General features: G+C 41.5%; 8 protein-coding genes. 5 read left to right on the forward strand and 3 right to left on the reverse strand.

Annotated elements, in window-relative coordinates:
- Nucleotides 1-46: 46 nt before the first annotated feature.
- Nucleotides 47-1,078 carry a glycoside hydrolase family 43 protein gene (locus BM386_RS08845; RefSeq protein ID WP_091692760.1) on the reverse strand — a complete coding sequence of 344 codons (1,032 nt, stop codon included), beginning with the start codon at nt 1,076-1,078 and terminating at the stop codon, nt 47-49.
- A 172-nt stretch (nt 1,079-1,250) separates the two neighbouring features.
- Between BM386_RS08845 and BM386_RS08850 the strand changes: the two genes are divergently transcribed.
- The 5 genes from BM386_RS08850 to BM386_RS08870 all read left to right on the forward strand — a co-directional run bounded on the left by BM386_RS08850 (nt 1,251) and on the right by BM386_RS08870 (nt 11,398).
- Nucleotides 1,251-2,363 carry a Fic family protein gene (locus BM386_RS08850; protein ID WP_091692761.1) on the forward strand — a complete coding sequence of 371 codons (1,113 nt, stop codon included), beginning with the start codon at nt 1,251-1,253 and terminating at the stop codon, nt 2,361-2,363.
- Between the two features lie 327 nt (nt 2,364-2,690).
- Nucleotides 2,691-6,065 carry an isoleucine--tRNA ligase gene (gene ileS / locus BM386_RS08855; RefSeq protein WP_091692914.1) on the forward strand — a complete coding sequence of 1,125 codons (3,375 nt, stop codon included), beginning with the start codon at nt 2,691-2,693 and terminating at the stop codon, nt 6,063-6,065.
- A gap of 16 nt (nt 6,066-6,081) precedes the next feature.
- The gene (locus BM386_RS08860; protein ID WP_091692763.1) at nt 6,082-6,714 is read left to right on the forward strand and encodes a lipoprotein signal peptidase; all 633 of its coding nucleotides are present in this window, start codon (nt 6,082-6,084) and stop codon (nt 6,712-6,714) included.
- A gap of 217 nt (nt 6,715-6,931) precedes the next feature.
- Nucleotides 6,932-9,871 carry a DEAD/DEAH box helicase gene (locus BM386_RS08865; RefSeq protein WP_091692764.1) on the forward strand — a complete coding sequence of 980 codons (2,940 nt, stop codon included), beginning with the start codon at nt 6,932-6,934 and terminating at the stop codon, nt 9,869-9,871.
- 180 nt (nt 9,872-10,051) lie between these two features.
- Nucleotides 10,052-11,398: a PhoH family protein gene (locus BM386_RS08870; protein WP_091692766.1), complete on the forward strand. Its 1,347-nt coding sequence runs from the start codon at nt 10,052-10,054 to the stop codon at nt 11,396-11,398.
- Nucleotides 11,399-11,460: 62 nt separating this feature from the next.
- Here the strand turns inward: BM386_RS08870 and BM386_RS08875 are convergent, their stop codons facing one another.
- A complete protein-coding gene (locus BM386_RS08875) occupies nt 11,461-12,807 on the reverse strand; it encodes a hypothetical protein (RefSeq protein WP_091692767.1) in 1,347 nt (448 codons plus the stop codon).
- Between the two features lie 162 nt (nt 12,808-12,969).
- Nucleotides 12,970-13,620 carry a hypothetical protein gene (locus BM386_RS08880; RefSeq protein ID WP_091692769.1) on the reverse strand — a complete coding sequence of 217 codons (651 nt, stop codon included), beginning with the start codon at nt 13,618-13,620 and terminating at the stop codon, nt 12,970-12,972.
- Nucleotides 13,621-13,779: the final 159 nt, after the last annotated feature.

The raw sequence follows: 13,779 nt of genomic DNA on the forward strand, positions 1-13,779 counted from the left end.
TTCGTTCCGTATTTCTAAGCCTTCAAATACGCTTAAAATCAAGGGGTTAATTGATTGGGTTCGCTTCCACGCCCTCGAAAGTCATTTTCACCGGCTTGATGGTCCCGTCTTCGTTGAATTCCAGCACGTCAATCGCAGTCACACGGTGATCTCTGCCTTCATTTGGAATAGGTCTGCGGTGATAGACCATATACCAATCATCGCTCCCCGGCTTTTGAATCACGGAATTATGACCCGCTCCAGTGGCGATAGTAGTGTCTTTTTCCAGAATGGTGCCGATTCTGTCCCAAGGGCCATGGATATTGTCAGACATGGCATAGGCAACTTTGTAACTGTCATTTGTCCAGCCACCTTCAGACCACATAAAATAGTATTTCCCTTCTCTGATAAATACAAAAGGTCCTTCTACGTAGCCTTCCGGGGTGATTTCATGGAAAAGCTCTCCATCCTCCCAAGGCTCAAATCCTGTGAAATCGGCATTTAACTTACCAATGTTACAGTGACTCCAGCCTCCGTAAAGCATATAGTATGTGCCGTCGGTGTCTTTGAAAACGAACTGGTCAATAGGTTGCGCGTCATTATAAAACTCTGAAAGCAAAGGTTCGCCAATATGATCCTTAAATGGTCCACTTGGTGAATCAGCCACAGCTACACCCAATCCACCAAAATGGTTGATATCATTATTCGGATCCCAGCCCGGGCGGCTCGGTCGCTGGATGTCGTTGGCAGAAAAGAAAAGATAATATTTCCCGTCTTTTTCGATTGCAGCTGGAGCCCACATCGCTTGTCTGGCCCATTTGATAGCTGCGGTGTCGAGGATATTTTCATGCTTTTCCCAAGTCACTAGGTCCTTGGATGAGAAAGCATCGAAATGCAATTGATCGGTATATCCTGCGGAAAAAGTCGGATAAATCCAGTATTCATCCCCAAAGACGATTCCTTCAGGATCTGCGTACCAGCCTTCAAAAATAGGATTTCCGGCGCGCTTAGGAGCTTCTTTCTCTTCTACTGTTTTTGGGGAAGAGCAGGCAAAAGCTAAAGCAATAGTCCCGGTTAATAAAGTATAGCTAAGTTTCATAATAAGGGGTAAGGTCGTATGAATTGGAAATTTAAGCAGTCGGATTCAAATGAAGATGTGTCTGGTGTAAAAGTGTCAAAATATGAGGTTTTTCTTATCATGAGCCGATTAAATCTATTATTCGGCTCATAAAATAGATTATTATGAGCCGAATAAGCGGTATATTTGGCTCATGAGTTTTAATTGGGAACAGTCGGATTGGCCAAAGTTTACCTACAAAGAAGGTAAATCAGGAAAACTACTGCCTGATTTTCTTATGAAATCCGGGCAATTATCTGGTGTGCTCACTGGTTTGTCGGAAGGAAATCAGACTGAACTGCTTCTGGAAATGATGGTAGTAGAAGCCATCAAAACTTCCGAAATCGAAGGGGAATTTCTCAGTCGCCCCGATGTGATGTCTTCCATCAAAAAGAATCTGGGAATCCATGAGGAGCAACCCTTACTGGTCAAAGATCAGCGGGCAAAAGGAATAGCTAAACTGATGATCAAGGTACGATCTGAATTTGCCCAAGACTTGACTCAAGAAATGCTTTTTGAATGGCATGAGCTGCTCATGGAAGGCAATCGCTATGTCGGAACTGGTCAATGGCGAGTGGACTCTTCGCCTATGCAGGTGGTTTCAGGAGCTATCGGAAAAGAAATCGTGCATTTCGAAGCACCACCTTCGAAGCAGGTTCCTTCAGAAATGAATGCCTTTATTTTATGGTTTAACGAAACTGCTCCCGGCAATACAAAGGAGATAAACAATCCGTTGATCCGGTCTGCGATCACGCATTTGTACTTTGAGTCGATCCACCCCTTTGAGGATGGAAATGGGCGAATCGGCCGTGCTTTGGCAGAAAAGGCCCTGCATCAGGGTCTGGGTCATGCAACCTTGATCAGTCTTTCCAGTACAATTGAGGCGAATAAAAATGAGTATTACAACGCCTTAAAAAACGGACAAAGTGCTAACGAAATCTCAGGTTGGCTGGATTATTTTGCCTATACAGTCCATCATGCACAGCTGAGCGCAGAGGAACTGATCAACTTCACACTTCAAAAAGTCAAGTTTTTTGATCGCTATAAGGAAGTATTGAATGAACGCCAAGTCAAAGTTATCAATCGCATGCTAGCTGAAGGCCCAACTGGTTTTGAAGGAGGGATGACTGCTAAGAAATATATTGCGATTACTAAAGCCTCGAAGGCGACAGCCACACGGGATTTACAGGCTTTGGTAGAATTAGGCGTCTTTTTGCCGCAAGGCGGAGGGCGAAGTGTGAGCTATGAATTGGTAATTAATGGCTAAGAGCAAGACACGGGTATCAAGATGCTAGAGCTAAATGGATTGTAAAATTGCAAAATTTGAAGACTGGAAAATTGGAACAGTGACTTCGTCTATTGAAAGCTGGCATTTTTTACGATTCACCCTCCCAGAAAGGGGGATTTCTCCTATCTTTGTGCCTGCTTTTGAGGAGGATGTTTCCTTGATCGCGTGAGGGATAGCAGCGGTATCGGCGAACCCCGATAGTTATCGGGGGAAGTCGATAAGAGCGGATAGCCCGACCCCGGCTTTTTCAGACGGGGGCACGCCCAAAAATAAATTATCACCTACTTGCCCTTAAGAAAGGATACAGTGAAGACATATCAGGAATTTAAACAAGTGGATTATCCCGAAATCGGGGAATCTGTATTGAAGTACTGGAAAGAAAACCAGATTTTCGAGCAATCAGTAGCCAACCGTGACGGTGCGGAGACATTTACTTTTTTCGAAGGCCCGCCTTCTGCAAATGGTACGCCGGGAATTCACCACGTGATGGCGCGAGCGATCAAGGATGTTTTCTGCCGATACAAAACGCTTCAAGGCTTCCAAGTGAAGCGAAAAGGCGGTTGGGATACGCACGGCTTGCCTGTGGAATTGCAGGTGGAGAAGGAATTGGGTATTACTAAAGAAGATATCGGGAAGAAAATCTCCGTAGAAGAATACAACCAAAAATGTCGTGAGACGGTCATGCGATTCAAGGATCAGTGGGATGAGATGACCGAGAAAATAGGCTATTGGGTGGATCTGGATGATCCCTACATCACTTTTGAGCCGAAATATATAGAGTCGGTTTGGAGCTTGCTAAAGAAGCTTTATGAGAAAGATCTGATCTACAAAGGCTATACGATTCAGCCATATTCTCCTGCGGCAGGAACAGGATTGAGTTCACACGAACTGAATCAGCCTGGAACTTATAAGGACGTAAAAGATACTTCCATCACTGCCCAGTTCAAATTGAAAGGCGAGGAAAATACCTACATCCTCGCTTGGACGACTACGCCTTGGACTTTGCCTGCCAACTCAGCTTTGGCTATCGGAGAGAACTTGGATTATGTGAAAGTGAAGACTTTCAACCCATATACTTTCGAAGCTTGTACGGTGATTTTGGCGAAAGCCAGAATGAATTCCTACCTGAATCCAAAGGCAGCTGAGCTGAAATCGGAGGATTACAACCGCGGCGACAAATTGATTCCATTCGAAGTAATCGAGGAATTCAAAGGAAAAGACATGTTGGGTTGGGAATACGAGCAATTGTTCCCGATAGCTGGTTTGGCGCTTGCACACCCAGCTTTCACGGTCGTTTCTGGTGACTATGTGACTACCGAAGATGGTACGGGCATAGTCCATCTTGCGAAAGCATTTGGTGCGGATGACTTTAGAACTTTGGCACAAAATAATGTGCCTGGTGTCTTCGTGAAGGATGAGCAAGGAAAGGATCTTCCGATTGTGGATAAGCGAGGAAAGTTTATCACTATGGTAGGTGAATACCTGCTGGAAAAAGTAGCTGAACATGGCATAACTGCGCATAAAGAATATGGTGCGGATGATTTCTATGTGAAAAACTACACCGAGGATGATGAGAACGCGGCGGACTTTAAGAGCACCGACGTGATCATTTCTATCATCTTGAAAAATGAAAATAAGGCCTTCAAGGTCGAGAAATACGAGCACAGTTATCCACACTGCTGGAGAACTGACAAGCCTGTGCTTTACTATCCAATGGACAGTTGGTTTATCAAAACCACAGCTTACAAGGATCGATTAGTGGAGTTGAATAAGACTATCAACTGGAAGCCTGAGGCTACCGGGACGGGTCGTTTTGGCAACTGGCTGGAAAATCTTGTGGATTGGAATTTGAGTAGATCCCGATTCTGGGGCACTCCGCTTCCTATCTGGAGAACTGAGGATGGTAAAGAAGAGCGCTGTATAGGATCTATCGCTGAGCTTGAACAGGCGATTGAGGAATCTATCGCAAAAGGATTCATGGAGAAGTCACCTTATGAAGGCAAGGAATTAGATCTGCACCGTCCGTATGTGGATGATGTGATTTTGGTTTCTGCTTCTGGAGAAAAAATGGTACGTGAATCAGATTTGATCGATGTTTGGTTTGATTCTGGAGCCATGCCGTATGCGCAATGGCATTATCCATTTGAAAACGAGGATATTTTCAACGCCAACTATCCGGCAGATTACATAGCGGAAGGTGTGGATCAGACTCGCGGTTGGTTCTTCACACTACATGCGATTGCGGTGATGTTATTTGATAGCGTGGCTTTCAAAAACGTGATTGCAAATGGATTGGTGCTGGATAAAAACGGTAACAAAATGTCCAAGCGATTGGGCAATGCAGTGGATCCTTTCAAAACATTGAAAGAATACGGCCCAGATGCTGTCCGCTGGTACATGCTAAGCAATGCCAATCCTTGGGATAATTTGAAATTCAATCTGGATGGGGTAACTGAGGTGCAGCGTAGATTCTTTGGCACACTTCAGAACACCTATAATTTTTTCGCGCTTTATGCAAATCTGGATGCTTTTGTCTATGACAAATCCAAAGCTATTCCAGTTTCAGATCGTGCTGAATTAGATCAGTGGATCGTTTCCAAACTTCAGTCTTTGATCACTGAAGTGGAAGAAGCGATGGACAATTACGATGCGACCAAAGCAACCCGCGCGATCATGAGTTTCACAGTGGATCAGCTATCCAATTGGTACGTGCGACTGGCAAGAAAGAGATTCTGGAGAGGTGAAATGAATGCGGATAAACAGGCGGCATACGAAACGCTCTACGAATCTCTGCTTACACTTTCTCAGTTGATGTCTTCCTTCGCTCCATTCTATGCAGATTGGTTGTACCAAAACTTGACTGAATCCGGAGTCGAGGCTAAATCTTCCGTGCATTTGACGGATTGGGTGGATGCCGATTCAGCTTTGATCAACAAAGATCTTGAAGAAAGCATGGAGTTGGCTCAGACAATTTCCTCTTTGGTTCACTCACTGCGAAAGAAAGAGAAAATGAAAGTGCGTCAGCCTTTGCAACGTATCCTAATTCCAATCTTGAAAGAAAAAACAAAAGCTCAGATCGAGCATTTGGCAGAATTGATCAAGTCAGAGGTGAACATCAAGGACATTGAATTCATTGACGATGCTTCCGGAATTTTGGTGAAAAATGTGAAGCCAAATCTTCCCGTTCTAGGAAAGAAACTAGGACCGAAAATGCGTTTTGTCGTAGTAGCAATAAATAAATGGGAGCAAGCCGAAATCGCTGAAATTGAACGCGAGGGTAAAATCTCTGTAGATGTAGAAGGCGAAAGCCTGGAGTTGCTTTTGGAAGAAGTATTGATCACTTCTCAGGATATTCCTGGTTGGTCTGTAGCTTCTGATCAGGGAGTAACGGTCGCACTTGATGTGACGCTTTCTGACGAATTGAAGCAAGAAGGTGTGGCACGTGATCTTGTAAACCGTATCCAGAATCTACGTAAGGATATGGGCCTTGAGGTTCAGGACAAGATTAACATCAAGATCGCTGATGATAATGAGTTGGTGAAAAATGCACTAGGGTCTTTCGGAGAATACATCCAAACCGAAGTACAAGCGCTGAACCTGGAGCTTTCTCCTGCGTTGGATGGAGCTACGGTACTTGATATGGATGATTTTGAACTAGCTGTTTTGGTAGAAAAAGCCTAATAGCAAAACGTATATAATGAATAAATACCTGAAATACTTTGGCATTGCTTTATTGGTAATCCTGATAGATCAAGCGGTAAAAATGCTGGTTCACTTCCAGATGGATTTTGGCTCACCAGGGCAGATTCCGATTTTCGGAGATTGGTTTAAGCTGCACTACACCACCAATCCGGGCATGGCATTCGGTATGGAGTTGGGATCTGACTATGGCAAATTACTTTTGACTTCGTTCAGACTAGTAGCGATGTGTGGGATAGGTTATTATCTATATCATATCATTGAGAAAAAACAGCCGAGCTTATATATAGTATGTATAGCGATGATCTTAGGTGGAGCTATTGGCAATTTAGTGGATTCTGTATTTTACGGAGTGTGGTTAAATAATGCGCCTTACAATGCTTCAACACCTTGGTTCCACGGACAGGTAGTGGATATGTTCTATTTTGACATTTGGGAAGGTTATTTACCTGAATGGCTTCCAGTTTGGGGCGGTTCCTATACTGCGCTTTGGCCAATTTTCAATGTAGCAGATGCTGCAATATTTGTGGGTGTAGCTATGATTTTAATCTTTCAAGGAAGGTTTTTCCCTGAAAAAGACGAAACTTCTACCACCATAAAAGACGAAGAAGTAGATCAGGTTTCTGAGTAAAAACTCATCGCTTTTAATAAAAAATCCTTCAAGATCATTTTTGGTGATTTTGAAGGATTTTCATGTTTTCAGCCAGATAATTGCCATAAATCAAGTATTTGAGCTGTATTTTTTGTAATTTTCAACTTGCTTTCCCCTTTTTTGGGAACATTAACCCTGACTTGACTTCTTTTGCTTAACCCCGATTATATAGAAGTTATGTCCTTTCGACAATAATATGATAGTAGATGCTGATAAGCCCTTTCAGATAGTTTATTCTATTTACAGCCACGAGTCTTTAGGACTTCTTCTCGAATCTTTTGTAGTTCAAATAGATCCTCAAGGCAGGCTTTCTTTAGCGTACCAAAATATTAGCTCCGCAAATGCGAGTGAATTTGATGCTGGATTGGATAAGACCGATTATGAGTTGATAAAAATCATGGATTCTATGAATCCTGAAGTGGTAGTGAAGCCTTTTATCAAGCGCGGTAACATCAGACCTAAGCAATACCTGGAGAAGATTTTTGATCCTAAAACGGAAGATAAAAAGACGCAGGACTTAATCGAGGAAGTCATTGAGAAAAAGCGTTCGAAAATAATGCCCTTGCTAATCGGAAAGCGACTTTTCGAAATGGGAAGTGACGGAAACCCTGTGTGGAAAGAAATTATTGTCAATGCCGAGCGTGCAAGTGTATTATTTCATTTTCACAAAAATGCTGAAAACACACACTATTGGCCTACTATAAAATACAAAGGAGAAAAACTAGACTGGCAATACAAAAACGGCTATTTCATCAGTAATGAGCCAGGATGGCTTGTTGTAAATGGTCAACTTTTTCACTTTGAAAAAGGAATTGATGGCAAGAAACTCAAGGCTTTTCTGAATAAAAAGTTTATTGTCATCGATAAGCGAATTGAGCCTAGCTACTACAAAGGTTTTATGGCGAATTTGATTTCCCAGTTTGATGTAGAATCTGTTGGGTTTGATATCAATATTGAGCGTGGCACTCCTGAAGTATTTATTAATATTTCTGATCTCCCTGGAGGAGGCGGAAAGAATCTCTTTGGGGAAGATGGGGAGAAATTAGAAGAAGATAAAATCGTTTTTGAGCTTAGATTCAAATATGGAAATATTGATTTCCCGGTGCAGACGCCAAGTTCGGAATTACACGGCGCATCCGTGAGACTGGAAGCAGGTGATGATAGTTATACATTTTATAAGACTATTCGAAGTACGCAAAAAGAAAAGGCCTACATAAAGTTACTACGGGACAAAGGCCTGGAATTTAAGATGGGTAAGGATGCGTTGCCCAAAACTGAAGCTTTTGAGTGGATTGGCGAAAACGAGGATTTTCTGGATATAGAGAAAATAAAAATTCTACAAAAACCCAATCCAAAAGGCAAAGTCTATAACATCGGCAAAGCACAGATATCGATTGAAGTCAATGAGAATATTGACTGGTTTGATGTGAAAGCACTTATCAAATTCGGTATTTACCTCGTCCCTTTTGCGAAGCTGAGAAAGCTTTTGCTTCAAGGCAAAGCTGAATTCGAGTTACCAAACGGTGAAATTGCGGTGATTCCGGCATCTTGGTTTGTAAATTACTCCGAGCTGTTCAACTTCATGGAAGACCGTGGTGATGAAAACTCCATGGTTTTGCGCAAGCATCACTTAGCTCTAGCCAGAGAGATGGAAATCGGAAATCTGGTACAGGTCACGTTGAGCAGAAAGCTGGAAAGGCTGAGAGATTTTGAATCTATCGAGGAGTATGAGTTGCCTGCAAACTTTGAAGGAACACTCCGACCATATCAGCATGCAGGATACAATTGGCTTCGATTCTTAAATGAATTTAAGTTCGGAGGATGTCTGGCAGATGATATGGGTCTGGGTAAAACCGTCCAAACACTTGCCTTGCTCGCACATGAAATGGAGGCAAATCCTGGTTTGACTTCGTTATTGGTAATGCCAACATCCCTGATTTACAACTGGGAACTGGAGGCGAGGAAATTTACCCCTGATTTGAAAATTCTGGTTTACTCCGGGACTCAGCGTATCAAAGACCCATGGAGATTCGGCGACTACGATCTGGTTTTAACTTCTTACGGAATCACCCGACTGGATATTGAAGTGCTGAAGGATTTCTATTTCAATTACATCATTTTGGATGAATCCCAAGCAATCAAAAATCCAGGAAGTAACATAGCCGGAGCAGTAAACCAGCTGAAAAGTAAGCAAAAGCTAATCTTGACAGGTACTCCTGTAGAGAACAGTACCATGGATCTCTGGTCCCAGATGAACTTCATCAATCCGGGACTGCTAGGCAATCAGAATTCTTTCAAAACACAATTTTTACAACCTATAGAAAAACAAGGAGACCTGGATAAGTCGGCGAAGCTTCATGCGATGATCAAGCCATTTATCCTAAGGAGATTGAAATCGCAGGTAGCGACAGACTTGCCTGAAAAGATCACCAATGTGAAATACTCGGATATGACGGCCGCGCAAGAGGAGGTTTACGAAGAGGTGAAAAGCTACTATCGTGAGAAGATTATCTCGGATATACAGAGCACCGGAAGAAATAACCAACAGTTCACCTTGCTTCGTGGTTTGACCCAACTTCGCCAGATCGCCAATCACCCAAAACTGGTCAGAGATGACTACGAAGGTGAGTCTGGTAAGCTGGAAGATGTGACTTACATGCTTCAGTCCACTATTTCGGAAGGCCATAAAGTCCTTGTATTTAGTCAATTCGTAAGACATTTAGCTATTGTAAAAGAATATTTGGAAGAGCAGGGAATTCCTTATGCATACCTGGATGGTACTACAAAAGACCGTCAGGCGCAGGTGGAGAAATTCCAGGAAAATGATGATATCAAAGTTTTCTTGATTTCCTTAAAAGCTGGTGGAGTAGGTTTGAACCTGACGAAAGCAGAATATGTATTCTTGCTAGATCCTTGGTGGAATCCTGCGGTGGAAGCCCAGGCAATTGACAGAGCGCATAGAATCGGACAGGAAAACAAGGTGATCATCTACAAATTCATCACCAGGGGATCTGTGGAAGAAAAAATCATGGCACTTCAGGATCGTAAGCTGGCACTTGCTGGCGAGCTGATAAATACGGAAGAAAGCTTCATGAAGAGTTTGGGCCAAGAGGATATCGCCGCATTACTGGAGTAAAAAATTCAGATTCATACGAAAAGGGCAGAACCATAAATTCTGCCCTTTTTTTATTGGATTGATAGTCAACCGCATAGAGAAAGGTCATATTTAATTAACCATAAATTCTCATTGAAACTTTGTCAATAGCCCAAATATTTTTCTAAATTAAATCACATAGTACCACTACACTACCTGCGCATGCCTAGAGCCAAGTCCGATAAAGATCGGAAAATCTTTGTGCTGGATACTTCTGTGATCCTTTACGCACACAACTCCATTATGAACTTTGCCGAGCACGATGTGGTCATCCCAATCACGGTGCTGGAGGAACTTGATCAATTCAAGAAAGGCAATGATACCAAGAATTTTGAAGCCCGGGAATTCATCCGATTGCTGGATAAGCTCTCACAGGATCATATGATTCATGAGTGGACTCCGCTGAATGGCAAGACCAAGGGGAATTTCCGAATTCTCATGAATCCGGAGAATCAGGTCAACGCCAACGAGATTTTTGGGGAGGAAAAAAATGACCATAAGATTCTAAATTGTGCCTTGTATCTCAAACAACATGAGAAGGGCAGAAAAGTGATCTTGGTCAGTAAGGATATAAACCTCCGGCTGAAGGCCAAATCCATAGATCTTCTCGCTGAGGATTATGAGACGGGTAAAATCAAGAATATCGTTGAGCTGGAGAATACCGGCAAATACATCCTTGACAACATGGATCCCGAGCATATCAACAAGCTATATGAACAGGGATACATAGAGGCAAAAGCAGTATTGGGCACCAGAAAAAGAAAGTCCAACGCCTATTACATTCTAAAGAGTGATAAGAATTCTGTTTTGGCTTATTACAACTCAGAGGAAAGTATTCTTGAGCGGGTTGACAAAAAGCTAGCATATAATATCAAGCCTAAAAATGCAGAGCAGACTTTCGCGCTGCATGCGATCACCAATCCAAATATCCGCTTAGTCTCTATTCAAGGAGTTGCCGGGACGGGGAAGACTTTACTTGCTTTGGCGGGAGCTTTGGAGCAAAGAAGAGAATACAAGCAGATTTTCTTAGCGAGACCGATCGTGCCACTGAGCAATAAGGACATCGGTTATTTGCCTGGAGATATCAAGTCAAAGTTGAATCCATACATGGAGCCACTTTGGGATAATTTGAAGTTTATCCAAAATCAGTACAAGGAAACGGATAAGGAATTTCAGAAGATCACTGAACTGGTAAATCAGGAAAAGTTGGTGATTCAGCCATTGGCTTATATCCGTGGGCGTTCTCTTTCGAATATCTTCTTTATCGTGGATGAAGCGCAGAACTTGACTCCTCATGAGATCAAGACGATTATTTCCCGGGCCGGAGAAAACACAAAAATCATCTTCACTGGAGATGTATTCCAGATCGATACGCCATATCTAGACTCACAGTCGAATGGCTTGTCCTATCTGATTGATCGTGTAAAAGACCATCCACTTTATGCTCATATCAAATTGGAGAAAGGCGAAAGATCAGAACTAGCGAATCTGGCGAATGAGCTTTTATAAAAACTCCCATTTTGACTATAAACAAAAAGCTGTCTCTGATGAAGAGACAGCTTTTTGTTTAATTAGGGCTGTATTTTTTCCATAAAGCTAAATTCCCATCCGCGTTGTGCGATTATTCCCTTATCACCAAAGTCATAGACCGCTAGATAATACGGGCTAAAATCCGCATGAATAAGGGTTTCTTCTCCATTGTTTAGATCTACACTATATAATCCATCTATTCGATAAGTACTGTCCGGTCGGTGGCTTTTATAGTAGATGAATTTGCCATCAGAAACATTGAACTTTCTAAAAAGATGCCTATGTCCTATATCTGATTCTTTGGATTCAAAAACCAATTGCTCGTCTTTATAAACATAAGTCCTAGGATATTGGATCTCAGCTCCACGAGGAAAAGGAAGTTTCTCCATATAGAATGTATATCCGTTTTCATCTTTGTAAAGAAAGTATGCGTCTTTGTCTGCCTCTGGAAGAGGGCTTAAGCTTAAATCATTTGGCTCTACAAAGTAATTTCCAATAACTAATTGGTCAAAGTTATCCTCAAATATTTGGCCTTCGATCTCTCCCAACACAGTAACCTCCCCAGAATTAACATCTATGGATTTTTTAAAAGGAGTAGGTGAACTCCTATCGTTAACGATCAATTTATTCTCAATTATTCTGGATATGCTTCCATATCCCCTTGAATAGCTTCCCATGGGAATAGACTCCTTAGTTCTAATGTCCATTCTGTTTAGAAGTGAGATATCAGGGTTAAATGTGTCGTAAGATTCTATGTGTATAAATTCATGGTCTGATGCAGCGCGAATTAGTCGTGCATAAACCTCATCTTCAGTGAAAAGGGTCTCTACTGAGTGATTTTTAAGATCTACTCTATGGATGTTATATTTATTACCGATAAAATCGCTGACAAACATTATGTCTCTAGAAGGACTAAAATCGTAATCTTGCCATAGGTAAAATTCTGCGAACGGCTGAAAAGTATATGCTTCTGCAAAAATGTGCCTGTAAGTTGGTAATTGGAAGGTATATCGTGTATTTGGATTGTAATAATCCACAGCTTCTACTAAAAAAAAATAATCCTTAGCAGGGTCGAATTGATGTGATACACTTGCTGCCAGCTTTTCTTGTGAATTGTATTCGGAAGTTGTAAAATCAGTGTGATTTAAGGTATCTTCCCCGGCCATTAGGAAAATAGTTTTGAACTGGTAGCCATGGATTCTATCAAATTGGAAATTAACCACAGAATCGGACTTTGGCATGGTAATAAAAATCAATTCATCGTCAAGTCGAACATATTCAACAGGATCGGGATTTGGGGTGAGAGGTATTGGATCATCCGCGCAGGAACTCAAGAAAATCACTAATAAAGAGGCTAATCCAGAAAGAAGATTATGGTGTAGTCGCATGGCATAAAGATTCGTTGAGTTAAATTACGAATATTCAACTTTTTTGTTAGTCTTGATAACTAAAATTCATGATTATTTAATTTGGGGAGCAAAGCATCTATTGGGCTACTGATAGATTTTAGTAAGAGCTAGGTGCTTAAATCATCTGTCAAAAAAAGAGCATCACTTACTTCTCAATTTATAAACCACAGAATACTTCATTCCTGCTGAATATTTCCCCGGCCCGATCATCTCTTGAGGTTTACGACCATCAGAGTAAAGGATATAAGTGTATTCATCAATCTTCCCACTTACAAATGAAATATTGAAGACATTGTGAATATCAGGATTGACATTTTCCAGAAACTTAATTCCTAGGTAAATTCGTTCCTTAGGATTCACCTCAATGTTTTTTGAAGATAAATCGATATAAAGTCGGCTTTTAAGTTTTGGTGTCACCAAATATTTTTCAGCAAAATCTTCATAATTAGCTTCAGGAGCACCATTTATTTCCCTGCTTACAACTGGTTGAACATAAAAGCCTAATGAATCTAAGGCCCAGTCATAGTTGAAAAACAGCTCCATACCTTCCACCTTTATAGATGATTTCTCTGAATTCATAAAGCCAATCACAGTTGCTACCTTCATTTTACCACTAGGTCCAAATACTTTCGCACTGTTTTCTGTGTGCCTCTTAGTAAAGTTTGAATATACCAGAAGCTCATCGGTGGGAATAATGTCTACTTGTTCCAATTCGATAATCTTGGAGTCTTGACCCCATGCTTTTAGACTCAAAAGAGAAGCTGCTAAAAGGAGAAATAAATAGTTGCTCATGGTAAGTAAGATATAGAAAATAGAAATTGCCTGCTTTTCCTTTATTCTTATTTAACAAACTATTAAAAACTCTGCTTAGAGATTGGTGCGTTCCAGAAATTAGATTTGCTTGTCTGGAAATTCTCTGATTAAACATTCCCATTTCCTCAGAGGAGTAAA

Origin of the sequence: Algoriphagus locisalis (assembly GCF_900116615.1) — a bacterium.
GTDB lineage: Bacteria > Bacteroidota > Bacteroidia > Cytophagales > Cyclobacteriaceae > Algoriphagus > Algoriphagus locisalis.